We start from the raw sequence: 22,700 nt of genomic DNA, 5'->3' as shown, positions 1-22,700 counted from the left end.
CTAAAGCTGCAAAAGACGAAAAGCCTGTAAAAAGCAAAACTATAAAAGACAACCGCAGATCCTTTACTCCGCCTACCCCACTTCGTGGGGCCCAATGCGCTTCGTTCAGGATGACACCCGCTAATTTTGTGGGTGAACGACGATTGGTGAGAACGTAAAGCGGGAAAACTAACGGTATTGGTATCCCCCGGTCCCCAAATGCTACGGACCGGGGGGCACCCGAAGTTCGCAGAACTGCATCCCACCCCTATCCCCTGTCCCTTCTGTGCTATTCTTCTGCCAACAGGCAATCATGCACACACGCGCACAATCCGCGTTTCGCTTTGAGTCCGCACGCCGGACCAGTGACAACGCGCGACCTCGCCGTTATCTCCGTGTGCTGCCTACCCGCACGCGACCTAGCCTCTTCGGCGGCGATTAAATTTTGCTGTAAGGTCCGCCGAAGATCCTCGCCTATATTCCGGGTTCGCGTATTTCCACGCCTTCTTCTTTTTTGCGAATCCGGCCCCGTTGACCCCATGGGCCAGCGCGGATGCGGCACCTCTGCACGCACGCCTGCGCCCGCCAACGCGAGAGGAATGGAAGATTATGTCGAAGCTCAGTTTGTCGAAGCAGGAATTGCACGCACAGTTTGGACCGAAGCTTGTTACCGCTCTGCCGGGCCCCAGGGCCAAGGCCGCCGTGGAAGCCGACACGCGGCTTATCTCGCCCAGCTACACGCGCAGCTATCCGCTGGTGGCCAAGAGCGGCCGCGGCATTCGCATCACAGACGTGGACGGCAATGAGTTTCTCGACTTTGCTGCTGGCATTGCCGTCACTTCCACCGGGCATTGTCATCCTGAAGTGGTTGCCGCCATTCAAAAGCAGGCCACGGAGCTGATTCACATCTCCGGCACGGACTTTTACGACGAACATTTGACGGACCTGGCCGCGAAGCTCTCCGAGATTGCCCCCATGAAGGGGCCGCATAAGGTTTTCTACGGCAACAGCGGCGCGGAGGCTGTTGAGTGCGCACTGAAGCTGGCCCGCTACCACACCAAGCGGCAGCACGTGATTGCGTTTTACGGCGCATTCCACGGACGCACCATGGGCGCGTTGTCGCTCACTGGCTCCAAGCCGCAGCAGAAGCGCCGCTTCGCTCCGCTGATTCCCGGCGTCACGCACATCCAGTATCCCTACGTGTATCGCAACTGCAACGGAACCGAAGCCGAGCAGGAAGAGTGGGCGCTCAACTGCGCACGCTACATCGAAGAGAAGCTTTTCAAGACCACTCTGCCTCCCGAGGAAGTAGCAGCTATTTTCGTAGAGCCCATCCAGGGCGAAGGCGGCTACGTTGTCGCACCAACAAACTTCATGCGCGAGCTGCGCCGCATCTGCGACAAGCACGGCATCCTTCTCGTAGCCGATGAAGTGCAGTCCGGCGCGGGCCGCACCGGCAAGTGGTGGGCCATTGAGCACACCGGCGTGGAGCCCGACATCATCACCAGCGCCAAGGGTATTGCCAGCGGCATGCCGCTCGGCATCTGCATCTCCAAGGCCGAGATTATGGACTGGCTTCCCGGCTCGCATGCTTCCACCTTTGGCGGCAACCCGATTTCGATTGCGGCCTCGCTGGCAACCATCGACATCCTGGAGCGCGAAGGCATTGCCAATGCAGCCAAGGTTGGCGCGCAGATGCTGGAACGCCTTGAAGGCTGGAAGAAGACGCATCCTCTGGTCGGCGACGTGCGCGGACGCGGCCTGATGATTGGCATCGAGCTGGTGAAGGACAAGGCCACCAAGGCTCCCGCCACCGAGATTCGCAACAAGGTGGAAGAGTTGGCCTTTGAGCGCGGCCTGATGGTGCTGGGCTGCGGCGAAACGACGATTCGCCTATGCCCGCCGCTCGTCCTCACGGAAGAAGAGGCCACCGTGGCGCTCGACATTCTGGAAGAGGTGCTGACAGAGCTGGAGAAAGAGCACGTCGGCGAACTGGCGACCGCCAGCGCATAGCTTGTTGTCCCGCCTCTCTTCACAAAGGAGAGGCGGGAACGCCTATGTACGTTCAATCTGCAATGAGAAACCCAACATCAAAGGGCCGGAGCGATTGCTCCGGCCCTTTTGTCTTGCGCTGCGAAGGAATGCTTAGTTCGCCGAGCAGGTCTTGCCGCGGGCGGCGCGAGCGCCGTCGGCCTTGGCCTGGGCTTCGCTCTCATACTTGCCGGCCTTGGTGGTGCCGTAAGCAGGGTCGCTGCCATAGCAGTGGTAAACCTTGGTGCCGGTATTCACCCAAACCACTCCGGGGCCGCCGCCAGGGGCAACGGTCTTGGGGGCCTTGGCTGCCTTGGTGGTGGTGGGCTTGGCAACCGGGGTAGCAGCAGGCGTCGGGGCCGGGGCGGGAGTTGCAGCAGGAGCTGCGGGCTTGGCTGCCGGAGCAGCAGCAGGGGCAGCGGCGGCGGGAGCAGGGGCAGCCGCGAGCCATGTATCTACACCTTTATGGCCACGGCAGGCGCCCTTTTTCGTGGGAGTCGTCGTGTATGTACCGTCTTTACACTTGCCCGTTGCGCCGGCGGGGGCCTGCGCGTGAATCGCCAACGGAGCCAGAATTAACGCGGCTGCCGCTGCAACCAGAAATTTCGCTTTCATGTACTTCCATCCTTCCTGATGGGGAGAATCAGGCTCTTGAAATTAAGGAATACCCGGCCCGAGTCCCAAATCGTACCGCACTGAGTATTCAGATGCAAAAAAAATTCTCCGTGCTGTCCCGAAGTTCCGGGAAATGCTTGTGCGGCAAAAATTTGTACAACCTTCATCGACCAGCTTTACATCTGACGTTATATTGTGTTCCAGCCCAAAATATGGGTTTTTTGAAAGGGGAGTAAGATTATGAGCATTTTTGACGCGGTAACAAATCTGGTGAGCGGACTTGCAGGCGGCAACAGCGGTGGCGCGGTCGATCACTCTGCCGTTGCGGGCGGCTTGCTGCAGGAGCTCGGCGGCACGGGTGGCATTGGCAACCTCATCCAGTCCTTCCAGCAGAACGGCGCCGGCAGCCTGATTTCGGATATCGCCAGCGGCAACACAAGTGCAATTGACCCCAACACGATTGAGTCCGCGCTTGCCGGCACTGGCCTCATCGACAATGTAGCCGCGCGCACCGGCATGTCTGCTGACACCATCAAGTCCGGCCTCGGAACCGTGCTTCCCGTGCTGCTGAACCACACCATTGCAGCCGGACATGTAACCGCAGACGGCCAGCCCGGAGCAACGCCGGCCCCTGATGCCGGTTCGCTTCTGACGTCCGTTCTCGGCAAGCTCGTTTAGCCTCCCCTCTTTTCCGTACCGCACACGGACTTGTACGGTTACCGGCGATTTGTCGGCAGCCGTACAACTTATGGCTATTTGTGCGCAACTAAACAGAACAGATGCTCCCCCCTATCTTTTGATTTTTCAGGCGAGGTAAAGAATGGCAGGCAAGTTTGAGATTAAGAAAGCCAAGGATGGCGAGTATTACTTCCATCTCAAGGCCGGCAATGGCGAGATTATCCTCTCCAGCGAAATGTACAAGGCCAAGCCCTCGGCAGAGAACGGCATCGCGTCCGTGAAGAAAAATGCCACGATTGACGCGCATTACACCAAGCTGACCGACAAGGCCGGCCACTTCCGCTTCAACCTCAAGGCCGGCAACCACGAGATTATCGGCACCAGCCAGGGCTACAAGACCGAAGAGAGCCGCGATCACGGCATCGAGTCGGTCAAGGCCAACGCGCCTGACGCCGCCGTCGTTGACGAGACGGAGTAAAACAACATCAATTTTGTGCGGGCATATCGGGCCTTCGCACTACCAACGAAGCGGGATTGCCTCCGGGCGGTTCCGCTTTCTTTTTTACGCTTGCAACCGCCGCGAATCGCCCTCACAATGAGAAACAATGCTCCCCACATCCATGCGTGTTGCGCTGCTTGAGCGCACGGTTGCTGTGCTGGATGCTGTGACGCGCCGCCGCGACGCAACGCCTGCCCATTTAGCCGCAGGCATGCGCGGAGAAGACGCCGCCTTCTTCCATCTGCTTCGCAAGGGATACACCGTCGTAGCGCGCCGCTGGTCTGCCGGACACGTGCGCGGCGATGTGGACCTCATCGCATGGCAGGGCGAGACGCTTTGCTTCTTTGAGGTGAAGTCCCGCACCGCCCGCGACCTTACACCTGCCGAGTCCGCCGTAGACGAACACAAACGCATGACGCTGCGAAGGCTGGCGCGGGCTTATCTGCGGCAGTCTTCGCGTGAAACGCTTCCAGCAGTCCGCTTTGACGTGATGAGCGTCTACCTGCTCCCCGGCCACAAGCCGGAGATTGTGCATTTTGAAAATTCGTTCGGATGGGGCCAGAAATATTAGCTGCTAACGAGCGGCAGTAGCCTTAGGGCCCGCAGTTTTGGCACGGGCCGGGCTCTTCTTCACCGGCTTTTCCTGGGTCAGCGTCTCAATCACGAAATCACCATCCGGAAAAATAGCCCGCAACTCCAACTGCCCTCCCAGCGCGCCCACATACTCACGAAGCGTGCTCAGCAGAAAATCCGACTGCCTCTCCATCCGCGAAACCGCACCCTGCGCAATCTTAAGCTTTTTCGCCACAGCTACCTGTGTCTGCTGGCGTGCCTGGCGCAGTTTGTAAAAGCCGATGCGCTCAAGTTCAGCACGTGCTTCCTGCTCCGCCTTCGCACGCTGTTCCGGAGAACCCTTGTGCTTGAGATCGTCCCACTTGATCGCCATGTGCCCCTCCATCCTTCTTCGCGTGATCGGTTTACCGGGAATGCTTTCGCTTGTCCTCAACCCGATGTTCTCGCTCTAATGCCTGCAGATGCCGCTCATAAATAGAGTCTGCCTTTGGGATCATTCGTTCGTACCAGCGATCGTCCCCTGTTTTGTCGCCGCCAATCAATAAAAATGCGGCTCGCCTGGGATCAAAGGCATAGAGAATCCGATATGGCCGTCCCTGATGTTGAACTCGCAGCTCGCGCATATGTCCGTATTTTGATCCCTCAATACCGCTGCTATACGGAAAGCTTAAAGCTGGCCCGGCATCTGCAAGCATTGTTACCGATTGCCTGACACTAAGCTGTTCTTCCAGTGAAAGCGGCTCGTACCAGTCTTTAAACTCGTCCGAGACTTCCACCTCATATGACATAGATGGAATATACCATAGAAATTATATTTAAGATTTAGATGCCTTCACCCATCGACACATACTCCGCAAGCTGCGAAAGCTCCTTGCGGTATGCCGAGCGGTCAGCCTCTTCGGCGGCAAACGGCTTTTGTGCTGCCGTCGCTCCCAGCCTTGCCTCCAGCTCATCCACGCGGTCAGAAAGCGCAATCAACGCATCGGAGAGCGGGTCTTTAATGTCATGCGGGTCAAGAATCAGCACGCGCTCGCCGTTGCTATACACAATATGCGCCGGCACGCCCACGGCAGTGGAGTTCGGCGGCACATCCGCCAGCACCACCGAGCCTGCGCCAATCCGCGAGTTTTCGCCGATGGTGATATTGCCCAGCACATTGGCGTTGTTGCCGATGAACACGCCGTTCGAGATAGTAGGATGCCGCTTGCCGTGTCCCTTGCCTGTTCCGCCCAGCGTTACGCCCTGGTAGAGCGTCACGTCATCGCCCACCACGGCTGTCTCGCCAATCACCACGCCCATACCGTGGTCGATGAACAAACGCCGTCCAATCGTAGCGGCGGGATGAATCTCAATACCGGTATAGAACCGCGCAATCTGCGACAAAATGCGCGCAGGCAACCGCAGCCCCGCATGCCAAAGCCCATGCGCGGGCAGATGCAGCCACACCGCCCACAGGCCGGGGTAGCAGGTAACAACCTCAAGCCACGAACGAGCAGCCGGGTCGCGCTCGAAGACCGAGCGGATATCTTCGCGAATACGTTGGAACATAAGTCAGGGTACAGGGTATCGGGTATCGGGTACAGGGAGTGGAAGAGCCAGCGTCTTTTGCACTCAACAGCCCGATGTTTGCACATCCGGCTGATAGCGAAGAGCTTTTTCTATACCCTATACCCGACACCCTATCCCCTGTTCTTACACCGTAACCGTTTCCGTAGGCAGCGCCAGAGCCTCTTGCCGCAGCGCGTCAAACAGCACGCTCGACAAGTAGCGCTCGCCGAAGTCGGGCAGAATCGCCACAATCAGCTTGCCTTCGCTCTCCGGACGAGCCGCCACCTTGAGCGCCGCAGCCAGAGCCGCGCCGGACGAGATGCCAATGAAGATACCTTCTTCCTTCGGGGCGCGGCGGGCAATGTCGATGGCCTCGTCGTTGGTCACCTGGACGATTTCGTCAATCAGCTTGGTGTCGAGAATCGACGGCACAAAGCCTGCTCCGATGCCCTGAATCTTGTGCGGGCCCGGCTTGCCGCCGCTCAGCACGGGGCTGTCCACCGGCTCCACAGCAATGGCCTTGAACTCCGGCTTCAGCGGCTTGATGTAGCTGGCAATGCCGGTAATGGTGCCGCCCGTGCCCACGCCGGAGATGAGAATATCCACCTTGCCGTCCGTGTCGGTCCAGATTTCGGGCCCCGTCGTCGCTACGTGAATCGCCGGGTTGGCCGGGTTGTCGAACTGTTGCAGGATAAAGCCGCCGGGGGTCTTTTCCTTAATCTCGTTGGCCTTGGCGATAGCGCCCTTCATGCCGTTCGGTCCGGGCGTCAGCACAATCTCCGCGCCAAAAGCCTTCAGCAGCACGCGCCGCTCAACGGACATCGTCTCCGGCATGGTGAGGATGAGCTTGTAGCCCTTCACCGCCGCCACAAACGCAAGCGCAATGCCCGTGTTGCCGCTGGTGGGCTCAATCAGCACAGTCTCGCCCGGCGTAATCTTGCCGGCCTTCTCCGCCGCGTCAATCATGGCAAAGCCAATGCGGTCTTTCACACTGGCCAGCGGATTGCGGCTCTCAAGCTTGGCCACCACGGTTCCGGGCAGGCCCGCGGACAAGCGGTTCAGCTTGACCAGCGGCGTGCCTCCGATGAGTTCAGTAATATTCGCTGCAATGCGCGCCATTGTGTTCTCCTCATTTCGGCGGGAAATCTCCCGGCTATTCTCGAAAAAATCCAATTTGTGTTCAGGGAATGGTGGAGCAGGTCAGGCGGGAAAATACGCGCGCAATCAGGGCACACGTCAGCGTCGGCACTCGCACCAGATCGGCGTTAGCGACATCGACGCATGCAGACAGGGTAGACCGCGAGGGTTCCATGTGGCAAGCGCATGGACGCATTTGCCTCATGGAGGCTAATCAGGAAGCAAGCCGGAAGAACGCAAAAATCGCCCCTCCGATGGCTAGCGGAACCAGTACGGCATAAGCGAAGGCCTTGCGTCCGCTCACCCACCCATCGCGAACACCCCGCACCATCAAATAGCTCATCAGAGGAAGATTGATTGCCACAGCAGTAATCACGCCCGGCGTGTATTGCCGATAATGCAGCGTCGCCGGCAGATGTGGCACGAAGACATTCAGCAGCATCGTAAACATGCCGCCAAAGAGCAGGTAAGCCGCAAAGCTCTGCTTGCCGTTTCTTGCGCTCAGAGTGGTCACAGCAAACGCGGCAAGTGCAGACACCAGCAACGCAAGCCGAAGCGGCCCTGCCTGCGGGCAAAACGGCAGCATGCCGCAATGCTCATGCACCCATCGCGGCATGGTAAGCGCTTCCTCGGCATTGTGCACGGCAACAGCAACCGGAAAAAGCCACTGCAGCTTGCGGTACGACATAGGCGTCCCTGATGAAACAGTCCGGCCAAATAGCGCGGAAAGAATCAACCCGTGTTGCGAAGGCCCGCAGCAATGCCGCTAATCGTCGCGGCAATTGCGCGGTTCACTTCCGGCGTATTCTCCCCATTGCGCTTGCGCCGCAGCATATCCACTTGAATCAAGTGCATCGGGTCCACGTAAGGATTGCGCAGGCGAATCGAAGTAGCCAGCACCTGGTTGCCTTCCAGCAGTTCCTTCTGCCCGGTGATGGCAAGAACCGCCTTCACGCTGCGATGGAACTCATCCTCCAGCATGCCGTACACCTGTTCGCGCAGCTTCTTATCTTCCACCAGCGTGGAATACAGCTTCGCCGTAGCGAGGTCGGCCTTGCCCAGCGCCATCTCCACGTTGCGAATGAGGTCGATGAACAGAGGAAACTCCCGCGCCATCTCGCGCAGCAGCGTTACCGCGCCGCGCTTCTTGAGGAACTGCTCCATCGCATAGCCCACGCCGAACCACGCCGGCACCAGCAAGCGCGATTGCGTCCATCCAAAGACCCACGGAATGGCGCGCAGGTCCGAGATGTTCCGCGTAGCCTTGCGCCGCGAGGGCCGCGAGCCAATCTTCGCCTGCTCCAGTTCACCCACCGGCGTCGATTCCTCAAAGTAAGTAATCACGCTGGGATTATCGAGAATGTTCTCGCGATAAAACTTGAACGAAATCTCTGACAACTCATCGAGCGCTGCTTCCCACGTGGGCTTCATAATGCCGCTGAAGTGCCCCTTCGGGTCGCGTGCATTCGGACGCGCCAGCGCATCCAGCGAAGCCGCAATCATCAATTCAAGATTGCGTTCCGCCAGCACCTCGTCCGCATACTTGAAGTTCAAAACCTCGCCCTGCTCCGTAATGCGAAGCTGCCCTTCAAAGGCATCCTTAGGCTGCGCAAAGATGGCGCGATGCGTTGGCCCGCCGCCGCGTCCTACCGTGCCGCCGCGCCCGTGAAAGAGCCGCAGCTTCACGCCGCATTCCCGCGCCACTTCATGCAGATCGCGATGCGCGCGGAAAATCTCCCACGTGCTCGTCAGCATGCCACCATCCTTGTTGCCGTCGGAGTAGCCCAGCATCACTTCCTGCCAGTTATCCCAGGACGCAAGCAGCTTGCGATAATCCGCCCGTGACCACAGCTCGCGGCATGTGGCCGGAGCATTGCGCAAATCTTCAATCGACTCAAACAACGGCACCGGCATCAAGCCGGGGTCATGCTTGGAACCCGCTACATGCACGCCGCCCAGTCGCGCCAGCCGCACCACTGTCAGCACGTCTTCCACACTGGAGGCGCCGCTAATCACATACTGCCGAATCGCTTCCGGCGAGCCGTTCTGCTTGGCCTCCGCCACCACGCGCAGCGTTTCCAGCACATTCGCCGTCTCTTCCGAAAGGCCGCCCGGCAACTCCGGCGCAATGGCATCGGCACTCGCTTCCTTCAGCGCCTGCGCATGAATCTTTGCATGCTGCCGAATATCGAGCGTATGCAGATGCAGCCCAAACGTACGCACAGCCAGGATCAGCGGGTCAATCTGCGAGCGCGCAATGCGCAGCCCGCGATTCTCCGCAAGCGAACTCCGCAGCGTTTCAAGATCGTCCAGCAGCTCACGCGCCGAGCCATACGCAGGCAGCGCCTGGGCCAACAGCTCGTGGCCCTGCGCCACCACATCTCTCCACGGCGGAGCCGCGCCGCCGCCCGTTGCCTCCAGCGTCCTGCGCACACGCGCCTTTACACACAGCGCAAAGCGGCGGTACATCTCAAACTCAAACTGCGCGCCAAAAACCTGCTCCGCCGGAACATGCAACTGGTCAATGTACTCATCCAGCCGCTTGCGAAGCTCCTTGCTCACCGGAACCTGCTGCGCGCTCGACGTCAACAGGTTAATCACGCGCTCCAATTGCTGCCGGTAATACGCCAGCAGATGTGCCCGCGCCATGCGAATGGAATCGCTCGTCACCTCCGGCGTGACAAACGGATTGCCATCGCGGTCACCGCCAATCCACGAGCCGAAACGCAACACCTGCGGCAGCTCATGCGCCTCAATGCTCAACCCATAAACCGCACGCAGCGCCTCGGAAATCTCCTGGTAAAGCGCAGGCAGCGTGGCAAAGATGGAGACATCGTAATAATCGAGCCCCATCTTAATTTCGTCATACACCGTGGGTCTGTGCGAGCGCACTTCATCCGTCTGCCACAGGCTCGTAATCTCCGCACGAATCGATTCTTCCAGCCGCGCAAGGTCCTGTGGCGCCATCGGCATGCGATCCAGCGCAGCAAGAAACTCGCCAATGCGCCGCCGCTTCACCATCACGCTGCGCCGCGCCGCCTCCGTGGGATGCGCCGTAAACACCGGCACAATCAGCACGCGGTTCAGCCACTCCAGCGCTTCCTCAGCACGGATGCCCACGCGCTTCATTGCGGCAAGGGTGCCCGCCAGCGAGCCGCGCTGCAAAGCCGTCTCACCGGTAAGCTGCAAGGCCAGCCTGCGGCGCTTGCGATGATTCGTTTCCGCAAGATTGATGAGCTCAAAGTAGAACGCAAAGGCACGCGTCAGCAGTACCGCCTGCTCCACGTCCAGCTTGTGCACCAGCTTCAGCGCTTCGGCATCCTGCCGCGTAGCCTCTTTGCGATTGTGCCGCGCCTCCGCCGCACGCCGGCGAATCGTTCCCTTGCGCAGCGCCTCAACGGCCTCAAACAGCTCGTCCCCGGCCTGCTCGCGCAGCACTTCGCCCAGCAGAATCCCCAACGAGCGAACGTCACGGCGCAACGGAGCGGCCTTCAGATCACCAGACCGCGCCTCCAACTCAGCCAGCCGCTTCGACCAGCTCTCAGGATTCCACAAAAGTGCCATCGTATCTTGATTATGCACGAGCACTGCGCATGCGGCGAACTGCAGCCAGGCATCCGCCACGTATGGAATGCGCATGCCGCGCATCTCGCTTTTGAAATGTGGGATAACAAATGAGCTTCGGGAATCTAACTAACCGACGATTCATCCAATTATAAAGACAGCGCTTTCGCGCAAAACGCATTCATGAGTACCGCATCCACCCAACCCGCAGCCGAAGCCCACTCCACGCATACCGTACCGCGTGGCGTGCTCATGCTGCTTGCCGTGGCCTGCGGCATCATTGTAGCCAACATTTATTACTCGCAGCCCATCGCCGGGCCCATTGCGCAGGCCCTCGGCATGGATATCAGCACCGCCGGCCTCATCGTCACACTTACGCAAATCGGCTACGGCCTCGGGCTGCTCTTTGTTGTGCCGCTCGGCGACTTGATTGAAACGCGGCGGCTCGTTCTTTCCGCACTGGCTATCAGTTGCATCGCGCTGCTCGTTGCGGGGATCGCTATGCATACCGCGGCATTCCTCACCGCGTCGCTCTTCATCGGCCTCAGCTCTACAGCCGTGCAAATCCTCGTGCCCTACGCCTCGCATCTTGCGCCGGAACACATGCGTGGCCGCGTCGTCGGCCAAGTAATGAGCGGATTGCTCATCGGCATCATGCTCTCGCGCCCCGTCGCCAGTTTTGTCACAGACCTGTGGGGGTGGCACGCCATCTTCTACATCGGCGCGGCGCTCATGGCGCTTATCGGGCTCGCCATTGCAACGTTAATGCCGCCGTGGCAACCCGCAGCGGGCAAGCACTACGGCGCGCTGCTGCACTCCATGCAGTGGCTTTATCGCACGCAGCCCATCCTGCGCCGCCGCGCCTTTTACCAAGCCTTGCTCTTTGGAGCCTTCTCGCTCTTCTGGACCACTTCGCCGCTGTTACTGGCAGGCTCGCAGTTCCATCTCTCGCAGCGCGGCATCGCACTCTTCGCACTCGCAGGCGTAGCAGGAGCATTCGCAGCACCGCTTGCCGGAACACTCGCCGACCGCGGCCACAGCCGCATTGCAACAGGCCTTGCGATGTCCTCCGTCTTTGCTGGCTTCCTGCTCACACGCATCCTGCACAGCGGCAGCTTCGCGTCCATTGCCTTGCTCACACTGGGAGCCATCCTGCTCGACTTCGGAGTGGCGTCGAGCCTCGTCATCGGCCAGCGCGCCATCTATTCGCTCGGTGCGGAATACCGCAGCCGCCTCAACGGGCTCTTCATGGCAACGTTCTTCGCAGGCGGAGCCATCTGCTCCGCGTTAGGCGCATGGGCTTACGCCCACGGAGGCTGGCACCTTGCATCCCTCATCGGCCTCGTGCTGCCAGTCATCGCGCTCGCCTACTTCGCCACCGACAGGCACAACTACTAAGCCGACTGCTCTTCCAGCTGCAGCATCAGCTCTTCCCACTCGGAAGTAAGCGATGCAAGCTGCCCGCGCAGGTCTTCCGCAAGTGTAGTGAGCCGCTGCGTCTCCTGCGCAGAGACAAAGACGCCAAGCTGCTCTTCCGTCGTAGCAATCGAAGACTCAATGCGCGGAATCTCTTCTTCAAGAAACGCACAGCGCTCTTCCATCTGCTTCTGCTTGATGGGATTCAGCCGCTTCGGCTTTTCCTTTGCAAGCTCTGGTTCTGGCTTACTGTCTACGGGGGCTAAAGCCCCGTTGCTGTCTTGCGGAGTTTTCGGCACGACTGAAGTCGTGCCCTGATACAAGGCCGAAGCTGCAGTATCGGCAATGCCGGTGGCCTGTGCTTCTTTACTCCGTGTGTAATCTTCGTAGTTGCCTTCGTAACTGGTAACAGACCCATCCACTACTTCCAGCACGCGCGTCGCAAGCTTGTCGAGAAAGTACCGGTCATGCGAAACAAAAACTACTGTACCGCTGAAGTTGGCAATCGCTTCCAGCAGCACATCTTTCGCACGCATATCGAGATGGTTCGTTGGCTCGTCGAGCAAGAGAAAGTTCGACGGCGAAACAAGTATCCGCGCCAGCGCAAAGCGGTTCCGCTCGCCGCCTGAAAGCACGCCAAGCTTCTTGAAAACATCGTCGCCGCGAAACAAAAAACATCCCAGCAGCGAACGCAACTCACTCTCAGGCACCTTCAACGCCGCACGGCTAATGTCATCCAGCATCCGTGCCTCTGGGTCCAGCACCTTGTACTGGTCCTGCGCAAAGTACTCGCTGACAACGTTGTGGCCCATCTTCACCACGCCGCTCGTCGGCTGCTCCACGCCCGTCAGCAGCTTGATGAGCGTCGATTTACCCGCGCCATTCACGCCCACCAGCGCCACGCGGTCGCCGCGCTCAATCGTGAACCGAACATCCTTGAGCACGTGCTTCTCGCCATAGCTCTTCGATAAGCCTTCCGCCTCCACAACCGTGCGCCCCGAAGGCGGCGGCTGCGGAAAGGTGAAGTGAATCACCGGCTCTTCTTCAGGAATCTCGATGCGCTCAATCTTCTCCAACTCCTTGATGCGGCTCTGCACCTGCTTCGCCTTCGTAGCCTGCGCACGGAAGCGATTAATGAACGCCTCAAGATGCTCAATCTGGTCGCGCTGATTTTTATAAGCAGCCTCAAGCTGCGCCTTCCGCTCGTCCTTTTGCGACAGATACTTCGTATAGTTGCCGTTGTAAATACCGAGCTTCTTATTCCATATCTCGACTGTGCGATCAATCGTCACATCAAGAAAATATCGGTCGTGCGAGATAAGGATGTACCCAAACGGATAGGCCTTCAGATATTCCTCAAGCCAGTTGCGCGTTTCAAGATCAAGATGGTTCGTAGGCTCGTCAAGCAGCAGCAGATTCGGCTTGGCCAGCAACAGCTTCGCCAGCGCAATGCGCATCTGCCAGCCGCCGGAAAACTCTTCCGTGCGCCGCGACCAGTCTTCCTTGCTGAAGCCCAGCCCCATCAGCACCGAGCCAACCTGCGCACCGAGCGCATAGCCGTCCAGTGCCTGGAAGCGCTCCTGCAGCAGCGAAAACCGCTCCGCCGTCTGCTCATACTCGGCACTCGCATGGTCAATCTCTGACATGCGCACACCAAGCTGCTCAATCTCGCGCTCCATCGCGTGAATCTCGTCAAAGACCGTCAGGCACTCATCGAAAATCGTGCGCCCCGTGAGTTGCAGACCCTCCTGCGGCAGATAGCCAATGCTCATGCCGCGCGTCCGCTGCATCTCGCCGTAATCAAGCTGCTCCACGCCCGCCAGCACCTTCATCAGCGTGGACTTTCCCGTGCCATTCGCGCCCACCAGCGCCGTCTTTTCCTTCGGACGAATCAACCAGTTCGCGTCCATAAACAGCACGCGCGCCCCAAACCGTTTACCCGCATTTTGCAAAGAAAGCATTCTTCTCTATTTTCGCAGAGAAGCAACGAATCTGCGCTATAGTAGTGAATATCACTACATGGAGACGAATATGGAAAAAGCTGTCTCCGCAGCCGATGCAAACCGCAAGTTCTCGCAACTTTTGCAGAATGTCCGCAAAGGACGCAGCTATGTGGTTACCAGCCATGGCCAGCCTGTAGCAAGACTGTCCCCCATTGAGGCTCCAGGAAAAACAGAAATGGGCGCACGCGCCGCGCTCTTTACGCGCCTCCGCAAACAGCCCACCACGCAGATTGGCCGCTGGACACGAGAGGAACTCTACGAGGACGAAGCGTGAGAATTGCGCTCGATACCAACATTCTGGTCTACGCGGAAGGCGCCAACGGTTCACTGCGTAGACGAGAAACTCTCAGCCTTATTGAAGCGATTCCGCAAAACAATATCGTGCTTTCCGTGCAGGTGCTTGGAGAACTGTTTCAGGTTCTCACTCGCAAGGCCGGACGAACTCAGTCAGCCGCACGTACCGCAGCCCTGAGTTGGCGCAACGCCTTTGCAGTAACCGAAACTTCGCCCACTGCACTTTTAAGCGCAGTGGACTTAACGCTCGATCAGTTCAGCCTTTGGGATGCTGTAATTTTGTGTGCTGCCGCAGAAGCCGACTGCCGCATCCTGCTCTCCGAAGATATGCAGGACGGATTTGTGGCGAAAGGTGTAACAATCATCAACCCTTTTGCGAAGAAGCGCCACCCGCTGCTCCATGCGATTCTCGAAGAACAATAAGCATTGAAATCAATGAGGCCGTGGACATAGCATCCACGGCCTCGTTCTCTTACTGCCCCGACTGCTCCCCACTTCCCGAAGCATCCGGATGCACCGTGCGATAGCTCGCGCCACCACGCGACCAGATGAGCAGCAGCATATCTTTACCTGCCGGGCTTGCGTGAATCTGCCCAACAACCTCACTCGCGGACGTAGCAGGCTTGCGGTTTACTTCCAGAATCACATCTCCCTGCTGAATCCCCGCATCCTCCGCGGGACTACCGGGACGCACCTCCTGCACCACCACACCCTTCACGCTCTGCGGCACGCGCAACTGCTGCCGCGTGTCGTCATCAAGGTCGGCAACCGCCAGCCCAATGCGGCCCTTCTGCTGCGTCGCATCGCCGCTGTTGCTTGCCTCGTCCGTCCTCGCCTTGTACTGGCCTACGGTCATGTTCACCGTTACCGGCTTGCCCTCGCGCAGCACATCCAGCTTCAGCGGAGTTCCCGGCTGCATCTGGCTCACGGCCAACTGCAGCGCGCTGCCCGTATCCACCGTCTGCCCGTTCGCCTGCCGCACTACGTCGCCCTGGTGCAGCCCGCTCTTGCTCGCCGGCGAATCCGGTACCACCTGCGCAATGAGCGCGCCTTTCGCATCCGGCACGTTGAAGAACGAAGCATTCTCCGGCGTCACGTCATTCAGGCTGATGCCAAGGTAGCCATGCTCAATCTTGCCGTGCTTCATCAACTGCTCCGCCGTGGAGCGCACCATCTGCGAAGGAATCGCAAAGCCCGCACCGGCAAAGCTGCCGCTCTCGGAAAGAATCGCCGTGTTGATGCCCACCAGCTCCCCGCGCGCATTCACCAGCGCACCGCCAGAGTTGCCGGGGTTAATCGCCGCATCCGTCTGGATATACCCGCCCGGCTTGCGCGCATCCTCCGCCGCAAAGGGATTCGGCCTGTCCACCGCGCTCACAATGCCGCGCGTAATCGTGCCGCTCAACCCAAACGGGCTGCCAAAGGCCAGTACCGTCTGCCCGGTCCGCAGCTTCGAGGAGTCGCCCCACGCAATCGTCGGCAGATTCGTTGCCTCCACCTTAATCACGGCCAGGTCAGTCAGCTTATCCACGCCAACAACCTTCGCCGCAAGAATACGCCGGTCATGCAGCGTCACCTTCACCTGCACCGCGCCATTCACCACGTGCGCGTTGGTCACAATGTAGCCATCCGGCGTAAGAATCACGCCCGAGCCAATGCCGTGCTCAATCTGCGGACCCTGCTGCCCCATGCCGCCAAAAAACTGCCTCAGTTGCGGAGGAATCTGCTGCAGTTGCGCATCGTCTCCGCCGCCTTCCTGCTTCGCCGTCACGGACACGTTCACCACGGCGGGCTCCACGCGGCTGGTCAGCTCTTCCATCGCTTTATCCAGCGCCGTGAGTGCTGAAACCGACTGCTCATCCAGCGGCGAAGCCGTATTCAAAACCCCGGCTCCGGAGGCAGCAAAAACCGAGCCGTGCCCGGTAAACAGCACAGCTCCCAAAGCAAAGGCTCCCGCCACAGCGGCAGGTGCCGCAAACATCTTTCCTTTTGAAACTAATTCATTAGTTGTCACGCGCATGGTTCCACTCCCAGTTGAGGTTTCTCTTGGTTTATTTCAGCTTCCGTTTCAGGTTTAGGAGCGCAATCGAGCCGCGCCCCAGAAATTCATCCAACTAAATCTGCACAATCAGCCAGCCGTTCGGCGTAACCACCAGGTACACCGCCGGAACCGCGGCTGGCTTCTTCTGCTGCTGCTCGTGAAACTCCGTCAGCATCATCTTCTGCGCACCGCCCAGGTCGTTCCACTCCGTCATCACCAGCAACGCATCGTTGCCCGGCGGAGGAGGAATCCGCAACCCGGCCAGCTTCACCTCAGGCGCGGCAACTTTACGTGCTGCCCTGGCCACCGCAGTCACCGTGCCGCATTCTTGCGCCTTCCTTCCGGCGCGAGAGTGGGAAACCACTGCAACCGGCTTAACCACAGAATGCCGCTCCATCACCACTGAAGCACCCACAAGCCGAGGCACAGCCGTTCCCTCATGCAAAGCGCGCCGTTCTGAAACTATGCCAGAAACCGGCTCCGTACTCTGAGCCATAGTCGGCATGGGCCCAAAGCTCACCAGTTGCGGACCATGCGCCAGCGCCACAGCTCCGCAAACCGCCGCCGCCAGCACGCCGCCGCTCACACCCAGCGCCGCTCTGCGATTCATAGCCTGCGCAGGCGCGCTCAAAATCCGATGCACGCGCCGAACCAGCTCCGGACGGCGCTCCCACGCACCCAGCACCAGCGAGAAACCCCGCTCCAGCAGCGCAAACTCCGCCAGGTGCGTCAGGCAAAGCGCATAAGCCTTGCGCCCGCCACCAGCAGCCAGTACGCGGTCATCGCAAGCCAGCTCGCGTTCCGCGCACAGCCGCCGCTCCACCCAGGCCAGCACAGGATTCAGTGGGAAAACCACCAGCGCCACCTTCTGCAACAGGTTCGTCCAGTCGTCGGCGCGCCGCAGATGCTCCAGCTCATGCGTCAGCACCTGCCGCATCTCGTTCGCAGAAAGCTCACCCAGCAGCCTGGCCGGAATCAGCACCCGCGGCTGAAAGAACCCAATCACGCTGGGCCGCGCAATCGCATCGCTGGTGCAAAGCCGCACCCTGCGCCCCGCCGAAGCCTCTTCCAGAACCGCCGCCAGCTCCGCATCCTGCGGAACCTCCGTCAAGCCAGCCGTCAGCCGCCGCAGATGTAGAACTCCCTGCACCAACTGCGCTGCGCGAACCGCCGAAGCCGCCAGCCAAAGCGCCGCCAGCACCACGCTCCACCGGGGATCGAGATGAAAGACCGGCTGAGCTTTTTCCGCAAACATTGGCGAAGCCCCGCCATGCAGCGCCATCGGAGCAATCTGCAACCCCACCAGCAGCACAAAAACGCAGAGCCAGACCACCGACCGCGCCGCCGCGGGCAGTTCCGGAACACCGAGGCCCGGCACAAACCGCAGGCAGGCCCAAACCATCAGCGCCAGCAACGCACCCTGCCACACAGCAGAGACCAGCGCAGAAGCCGCACTCCCGGTCAGCACATCCATCATGCCTGCAAGCTCGTTCATCGCGCCCGCCCTCCGCCAACGTTCTCGTCGTCAGACGCCTGCGCAATCCACTCTTTTAGCCGCCGCAGCTCCTCGGGGCTCATCTCGTCATCTCCTAAAAGAGACAACACCAGCCGCTCCCGCGAGTTGCCAAAGAACCGCTCCAGCACATGCCGAATCTCGCTCCGGCTAGCCTCCTGCTCGGCCACGCACGGGCTATAAAGAAACGCCCGCCCCTGCTGCCGGTGCGTCACATAGCCCTTCTGCTCCAGGATGCGCACCGTCGTCAGCACCGAGGTATAAGCCAGCGGCCCGTCTTCCGAGGCCGCAGCGGCAATGTCCGCCACCGCAGACTCGCCGCGCGTCCAGAGAATCTTCATCAACCGCAGCTCTGCGGGCGTCAGCGTATTGGAGGGCTTAGGAGGCATTCCGTAAAACCAGTTACCAGTCCGGGCGGAGCCGCTTGCGCCCCCGTCCTGAAGAAATAGACGATCTAACTAATGATTTAGTTACCATAACCGCCCCACGGCTGGCAAAAAAATCCGCTCCACCCGGCAATCTTTTTCAGACAGCTTCAGACAGCCACCCGCGGCTCCGTCCACGGATTCTTCCGCCCGCTACCGGCATATCCCGCCCGTGCCGCCTCAAACCGCTCCACGTTGGCCACCGTCCACAGCCACACCGGATGTAGCTGAACCAAAAGCTCTTCGCCAAGCTCGGTAATACTGTATTCCACCCTCGGCGGAACCTCCGGAAAGACCATCCGCGTCACCAGCCCACCCTTTTCCAACTGCCGCAGCGTCTTGGTCAGCGACTTCTGGCTGATGCCCTCCACGTGCTCCATCACCCGCGAAAACCGCATCGGCTCCCCGGCCTCAGCCAGCACGGACATGACCCAAAGCGTCCATTTTTCAGAGATTTGCGTCACAATCTCCCGCACCAGCACATCCTGATCCGGCGAAAGCCTCTCGCAGATTGCGTTGGCGGCCTCCCAGTCCACTCGATTCATTGTTACCTCCAGGTAAGTACACGCCAGAAAGGTGCCTTATTGCCAACAGATACTGAGCCAAGAATACTCGCCCTATGTCGCAGACAACGCAAAAATGGACCGCCGACCGCGTCCCCAGCCAAGCCAACCGCCGCGTACTCATCACCGGAGCCAACTCCGGCATCGGCTTCGAGACCGCCCGCGAGCTGGCCCGCAAAGGCGCGGAAGTCATCCTCCCCGCCCGCTCCATGGACAAGGCCAACGACGCCATCGCCCGCATCCGTCGCGAAATTCCCAGCGCCCACCTCGTTCCCGCCGTGCTCGACCTGGCCTCGCAGGCCAGCGTCCGCCAGTTCGCGTCGTGGTTTTCCAGCGTATACCCCGGCCCGTCCATCGACCTGCTCATCAGCAACGCCGGCGTCATGGCCATCCCCCAGCGCGAGCTCACCGTGGACGGCTTCGAGCGCCAGTTTGCCACCAACTTCCTCGGACCCTTCGCGCTCTTCGCGCTGCTCTACCCCCATGTCCGTCCGCAGGCAGGCAGCCGCATCGTCGTCGTCTCCAGCTCCATCACCAAGATGGCCAAAATCGACTTCGACAATCTCCAGAGCGAGCAGCGCTACAGTCCCATGGGGCAGGCCTACGGCCAATCCAAGCTGGCCGACTCCCTCTTCGCGCTGGAACTGCACCGCCGCCTTACCCGCATCGGCTCTCCGGTCCTCGTCACCTCGGCGCACCCCGGCTACGCCATCACCAATCTCCAGACCAGCGGCCCCGGCACGGGCTTTTCCGTCTTCCACATCCTGTCTGCCATCCTCAAGCCGTTTCTTTCGCAGGACGCACCCATGGGAGCGCTGCCCACGCTCTACGCCGCCGCTCCCGAAGCCGAGTCCGGCGGGTATTACGGCCCCAACGGCCCTGCTGAGTTAAAGGGATACCCCACCCGCGTGCAGATTCCGCCCCGCGCCCAGAACGCAGCCGACGCCGAACGCCTCTGGCGCGAAGCCGAGCGCCTCACCGGCATCCCCTTCCAAATCTGAACGCAATAAGCCGCGGCTCCGTCCTACCCGCGCACGTACTTGTTAAACCAGTCAATCGTGCGCCCCCAGGCCAAATCCGCCGCAGGCTTGTTATACCGCTCCGGAGTCGCATCGCAGTTAAACCCATGCACGGCTCCGGGGTAGATATACCCCTCATGCGGAACCCCCGCCGCCGTCAGCGCCTTGTCATACGCGGGCCACGTCGCCGCCAGTCGCGTATCCAGCTCGCCGTGATGCACCAGCACCGCCGCCTTAATCTTCGGAATATCCCCCTCCGGCGGAGGCCCGCCATAAAACGGCACCGCCGCCGACAAATCCGCACCCAGCCGCACCGCCAGCGCATTGGAGGTGGAGCCGCCATAGCAGAACCCCGTCACGCCGATCTTCCCCGTGCCGTCCTGCCGCGCCTTCAGCCACAGCGCCGCCGCGGCCATATCCTCAAACATCTTTCCCTTGTCGATTTTGTTGAACAACTGCCCGCCCTTGTAGTCATCGCCCGGAAAGCCGCCCAGCGAAGTCAGCCCATCCGGCGCAAAGGCCATAAAGTTGGCCAGCGCCAGCCGCCGCGCAATGTCCTCAATATGCGGATTCAGCCCGCGATTCTCGTGAATCACCACAATCCCCGGCAGCTTCGCCGGCTTAGCCTCTCGCGTGTCCGCGCTGGTGGGCCGCACAAAATATCCGCGAATCTTCCCATTCCCCTGCGGCGAATCCACCGTCTCGTACGAAGCCTTAATCCGCTCATCGGTGCGAGAAACCTGCTGCCCCTCCGCATACTTCGGCATCAGCCCTTCCACAATCGCCGCCGCCGTAAGCCCGCCAATCGCCAGCTTCTGCACGCCGCTCATAAACGCCCGACGGCTAATGTCTCCATGAATAAACTCGTTGTAAAGCGCAATCGCCTCACCGGGCAGCTTCGTTTCCTTCGGCTCCATCATTCCCTCCGCTATCTCTTTTTCTTCCCTGCAAGATTCAGCGCCACCGCCGCGCGAACCAGCTCCTTCAACGCCGCCTCATTCACCGTTTCACCTTCATGAATATCGATAGCTCGGCGCACATTCCCCTCAAGCCCCGCATGGAACAGCCCGCAGGGTCCGGCAGCGAAGCCCCCTTGGCAAACGTCAGCTTCACCGCGCTCTTATACGTCTCACCCGTACAAACAATGCCGCCACGCGAAAACACCGGAACGCCCGGCGAGGTCGCCTTCGCCCATTTCCACTCTTCCACAATCTCCGCGTCCGCCTTGTGGATAATCGCGCGCATCTTGGCCTGCACTTCTCCACGCCAGTCGCCGACCTGCTGAATCTTCGCGTCAGTCTTAGTAGAAGCAGCATCCACGAAGGCCAATTCTGCCGCCGCAGGCTTTTTCATAAGCCCTCCAGCTTTCGCACCTAAATTTAGCTGCGTTCAGCGCAGTCTGCAACCGGAAGGCGACGCCAGAAGAAGTAGGAGAGCACCCAAAGCACGCTGGTAATGGCCGACGGACCCCATGCTGCCCGGCCTTCCCCCAGCGAGAGGTGGGCGATAAGCGCCGAGGCAAGGTCGATTGCGAAACCGGCGTAGGCCCACTCCTTGAGCCGCGCAGGAACCACGGGGATGAGCAGCGCCGCCACCCCTGCGACCTTGGCCCATGAAAGCTCCACCCGGAAGTAGTCCGCAGAAAAGCCGAGACGCGTAAAAGCCTGCGCCGCTTCCGGCAGGCGCTCAAGCTCGTACCATGCGGTAAAGCTCATCTCCAGGCAGAAGAGCAGTGTGACAACCCAATAGAGGATAGTCGTGGCTTTAGGGACGCTCCCGGCAGTAAGAGCACGATTCTGCAAAGTCGATTCCATCTTGTTTCTCCTCAACTCTTCGGTGCGTTCGGCGGCCAGTTAGGCGGCTCCACGCCGAACTGTTTTGCGTACTCCACATTCAGCCGCGGCCAATCGAACTGCATCGCGTCCCCGCCAACAATGCGGCCAATGGGAGCTCCGGCAAGCAGAAAATCCAGCACATCCAGGCAGATGTGCCATCCGGCAGCGCCCATGGAGATAAATCCGCGGTGGATGTTGTGGAACAGCGTCAGCCGCGTGCCCTTGCCAAGCGGCTCCAGTTCCCACCGAATCTGCTGCGCGCCCCAGTTGTACTCAAGTACCCTGGGCGCATCCGCCCGCGTTACGGTTGTCTGGGAAACCGGCGCGTTGGGCGCTCCCACCGTGGTAAGCTGCACCGCCGCTCCAGCCGTGCCGAGGCTTCCATCGGCTTCAAAGGGAGCCCATTCGTGCAAATGCTCCGGATCGGTCAACGCCTGCCAGACTTTTTCCGGCGAATGGCGCAGTTCCCTGGCAAGAACCAGTGTCCACTCGTCTCCATCCTTCTGCACTTCCGCCCCGCTGGCCGGGCCCGGCACATACTGCTCGCGATTGCTCATTTTCCCCTCCCTTTCTTTCCTTTTTTCTTCTTCTTCGCCACGGCAGGCTCCTCCATGTGGTCAAGGTGGCGCTCCAGGGCATCCACATGCGCGGACCAGAACCGGCGGAATGGCGCGAGCCAGACATCCACTTCCTGAAGCGGCTCCGGCTTGAGACGGTAGAGACGGCGCTGCGCATCCACCGTGGATTCCACAAAGCCGGCCTCGCGCAGCACGCGCAGGTGCTTGGATACGGTGGGTTGCGGCATGCGAAGCTGCCGCTCAATCTCTCCAACCGACTGCTGGGACGAAGCCAGGAGGCTCAGGATTGCGCGGCGATTGGGTTCGGCAAGAATTTCAAATGCAGATTCCATGTCATGTATATACCGTAAACGGAATATACATGTAAAGGTATATAATCGAATTTCGCA

At 60.1% G+C, this 22,700-nt stretch carries 25 protein-coding genes; 8 read left to right on the top strand and 17 right to left on the bottom strand.

Annotation, left to right across the window (positions count from 1 at the left end):
- Positions 1-588: 588 nt before the first annotated feature.
- Positions 589-1,992, top strand: coding sequence for an acetyl ornithine aminotransferase family protein (locus AC5S3R_RS00365; protein ID WP_494264618.1), 1,404 nt, complete (start codon positions 589-591; stop codon positions 1,990-1,992).
- Between the two features lie 132 nt (positions 1,993-2,124).
- Here AC5S3R_RS00365 and AC5S3R_RS00360 read toward each other — a convergent pair whose 3' ends face one another.
- Entirely contained in the window at positions 2,125-2,625 is a 501-nt protein-coding gene (locus AC5S3R_RS00360; protein WP_494264617.1) for a DUF3761 domain-containing protein, read from the bottom strand.
- A 240-nt stretch (positions 2,626-2,865) separates the two neighbouring features.
- On the opposite strand from AC5S3R_RS00360, the gene AC5S3R_RS00355 reads away from it, so the two are divergent.
- From AC5S3R_RS00355 to AC5S3R_RS00345, 3 genes are all read left to right on the top strand, one after another.
- Entirely contained in the window at positions 2,866-3,303 is a 438-nt protein-coding gene (locus AC5S3R_RS00355; protein WP_494264616.1) for a YidB family protein, read from the top strand.
- Positions 3,304-3,445: 142 nt separating this feature from the next.
- Complete coding sequence (locus AC5S3R_RS00350) at positions 3,446-3,781, top strand: YegP family protein (protein ID WP_494264615.1); 336 nt, start codon at positions 3,446-3,448, stop codon at positions 3,779-3,781.
- Positions 3,782-3,908: 127 nt separating this feature from the next.
- The gene (locus tag AC5S3R_RS00345; RefSeq protein ID WP_494264614.1) at positions 3,909-4,373 is read left to right on the top strand and encodes a YraN family protein; all 465 of its coding nucleotides are present in this window, start codon (positions 3,909-3,911) and stop codon (positions 4,371-4,373) included.
- Positions 4,374-4,376: 3 nt separating this feature from the next.
- Here AC5S3R_RS00345 and AC5S3R_RS00340 read toward each other — a convergent pair whose 3' ends face one another.
- From AC5S3R_RS00340 to AC5S3R_RS00315, 6 genes are all read right to left on the bottom strand, one after another.
- On the bottom strand, positions 4,377-4,748 hold the full coding sequence (locus AC5S3R_RS00340; RefSeq protein ID WP_494264613.1) for an XRE family transcriptional regulator: 372 nt from the start codon (positions 4,746-4,748) through the stop codon (positions 4,377-4,379).
- Between the two features lie 31 nt (positions 4,749-4,779).
- Positions 4,780-5,163 (bottom strand): type II toxin-antitoxin system RelE/ParE family toxin, encoded by a 384-nt coding sequence (locus AC5S3R_RS00335; protein ID WP_494264612.1) that lies wholly within the window; start codon positions 5,161-5,163, stop codon positions 4,780-4,782.
- Positions 5,164-5,197: 34 nt separating this feature from the next.
- Positions 5,198-5,923, bottom strand: a complete 726-nt coding sequence (gene cysE / locus AC5S3R_RS00330) for a serine O-acetyltransferase (RefSeq protein WP_494264611.1) — start codon at positions 5,921-5,923, stop codon at positions 5,198-5,200.
- Between the two features lie 144 nt (positions 5,924-6,067).
- Positions 6,068-7,042 (bottom strand): cysteine synthase A, encoded by a 975-nt coding sequence (gene cysK, locus AC5S3R_RS00325; RefSeq protein WP_494264610.1) that lies wholly within the window; start codon positions 7,040-7,042, stop codon positions 6,068-6,070.
- Between the two features lie 232 nt (positions 7,043-7,274).
- The gene (locus tag AC5S3R_RS00320; protein WP_494264609.1) at positions 7,275-7,748 is read right to left on the bottom strand and encodes an HXXEE domain-containing protein; all 474 of its coding nucleotides are present in this window, start codon (positions 7,746-7,748) and stop codon (positions 7,275-7,277) included.
- Between the two features lie 44 nt (positions 7,749-7,792).
- Positions 7,793-10,699 carry a phosphoenolpyruvate carboxylase gene (locus AC5S3R_RS00315; RefSeq protein WP_494264608.1) on the bottom strand — a complete coding sequence of 969 codons (2,907 nt, stop codon included), beginning with the start codon at positions 10,697-10,699 and terminating at the stop codon, positions 7,793-7,795.
- Between the two features lie 108 nt (positions 10,700-10,807).
- Between AC5S3R_RS00315 and AC5S3R_RS00310 the strand changes: the two genes are divergently transcribed.
- Positions 10,808-12,022, top strand: a complete 1,215-nt coding sequence (locus AC5S3R_RS00310; RefSeq protein ID WP_494264607.1) for an MFS transporter — start codon at positions 10,808-10,810, stop codon at positions 12,020-12,022.
- Here AC5S3R_RS00310 and abc-f read toward each other — a convergent pair.
- Entirely contained in the window at positions 12,019-14,001 is a 1,983-nt protein-coding gene (gene abc-f, locus AC5S3R_RS00305) for a ribosomal protection-like ABC-F family protein (RefSeq protein WP_494264606.1), read from the bottom strand. The two genes, AC5S3R_RS00310 and abc-f, sit on opposite strands and share 4 nt — an antisense overlap.
- A gap of 70 nt (positions 14,002-14,071) precedes the next feature.
- Between abc-f and AC5S3R_RS00300 the strand changes: the two genes are divergently transcribed.
- Together AC5S3R_RS00300 and AC5S3R_RS00295 are read left to right on the top strand one after the other, a co-directional pair.
- Positions 14,072-14,317 (top strand): type II toxin-antitoxin system Phd/YefM family antitoxin, encoded by a 246-nt coding sequence (locus tag AC5S3R_RS00300; RefSeq protein ID WP_494264605.1) that lies wholly within the window; start codon positions 14,072-14,074, stop codon positions 14,315-14,317.
- Positions 14,314-14,760, top strand: coding sequence for a PIN domain-containing protein (locus AC5S3R_RS00295; RefSeq protein ID WP_494264604.1), 447 nt, complete (start codon positions 14,314-14,316; stop codon positions 14,758-14,760). The genes AC5S3R_RS00300 and AC5S3R_RS00295 overlap by 4 nt, the downstream gene beginning before the upstream one ends.
- A gap of 49 nt (positions 14,761-14,809) precedes the next feature.
- Here the strand turns inward: AC5S3R_RS00295 and AC5S3R_RS00290 are convergent, their stop codons facing one another.
- From AC5S3R_RS00290 to AC5S3R_RS00275, 4 genes are all read right to left on the bottom strand, one after another.
- Positions 14,810-16,318, bottom strand: coding sequence for a Do family serine endopeptidase (locus AC5S3R_RS00290; protein WP_494264603.1), 1,509 nt, complete (start codon positions 16,316-16,318; stop codon positions 14,810-14,812).
- A 133-nt stretch (positions 16,319-16,451) separates the two neighbouring features.
- Complete coding sequence (locus AC5S3R_RS00285) at positions 16,452-17,873, bottom strand: M56 family metallopeptidase (protein WP_494264602.1); 1,422 nt, start codon at positions 17,871-17,873, stop codon at positions 16,452-16,454.
- Complete coding sequence (locus AC5S3R_RS00280; protein WP_494264601.1) at positions 17,870-18,280, bottom strand: BlaI/MecI/CopY family transcriptional regulator; 411 nt, start codon at positions 18,278-18,280, stop codon at positions 17,870-17,872. The genes AC5S3R_RS00285 and AC5S3R_RS00280 overlap by 4 nt, the downstream gene beginning before the upstream one ends.
- 146 nt (positions 18,281-18,426) lie before the next feature.
- Entirely contained in the window at positions 18,427-18,861 is a 435-nt protein-coding gene (locus tag AC5S3R_RS00275) for a winged helix-turn-helix transcriptional regulator (protein WP_494264600.1), read from the bottom strand.
- Between the two features lie 74 nt (positions 18,862-18,935).
- Between AC5S3R_RS00275 and AC5S3R_RS00270 the strand changes: the two genes are divergently transcribed.
- Positions 18,936-19,880, top strand: coding sequence for an oxidoreductase (locus tag AC5S3R_RS00270; RefSeq protein ID WP_494264599.1), 945 nt, complete (start codon positions 18,936-18,938; stop codon positions 19,878-19,880).
- 23 nt (positions 19,881-19,903) lie between these two features.
- Here AC5S3R_RS00270 and AC5S3R_RS00265 read toward each other — a convergent pair whose 3' ends face one another.
- The 5 genes from AC5S3R_RS00265 to AC5S3R_RS00245 form a co-directional block, all read right to left on the bottom strand.
- A complete protein-coding gene (locus AC5S3R_RS00265; RefSeq protein ID WP_494264598.1) occupies positions 19,904-20,818 on the bottom strand; it encodes a dienelactone hydrolase family protein in 915 nt (304 codons plus the stop codon).
- A gap of 79 nt (positions 20,819-20,897) precedes the next feature.
- Complete coding sequence (locus AC5S3R_RS00260; RefSeq protein WP_494264597.1) at positions 20,898-21,251, bottom strand: DUF1801 domain-containing protein; 354 nt, start codon at positions 21,249-21,251, stop codon at positions 20,898-20,900.
- Between the two features lie 26 nt (positions 21,252-21,277).
- Positions 21,278-21,712 carry a DoxX family protein gene (locus AC5S3R_RS00255; protein WP_494264596.1) on the bottom strand — a complete coding sequence of 145 codons (435 nt, stop codon included), beginning with the start codon at positions 21,710-21,712 and terminating at the stop codon, positions 21,278-21,280.
- Between the two features lie 11 nt (positions 21,713-21,723).
- On the bottom strand, positions 21,724-22,290 hold the full coding sequence (locus AC5S3R_RS00250) for an SRPBCC family protein (protein ID WP_494264595.1): 567 nt from the start codon (positions 22,288-22,290) through the stop codon (positions 21,724-21,726).
- Positions 22,287-22,643: an ArsR/SmtB family transcription factor gene (locus tag AC5S3R_RS00245; protein ID WP_494264594.1), complete on the bottom strand. Its 357-nt coding sequence runs from the start codon at positions 22,641-22,643 to the stop codon at positions 22,287-22,289. Before AC5S3R_RS00245 ends, AC5S3R_RS00250 begins: the two co-directional genes overlap by 4 nt.
- Between the last annotated feature and the right edge of the window lie 57 nt (positions 22,644-22,700).

Source organism: Occallatibacter sp. FHG110214_02, from assembly GCF_059115385.1.
The sequence above is the reverse complement of the archived record's forward strand: the minus strand, read 5'-3'. Positions and strand labels throughout refer to the sequence as shown.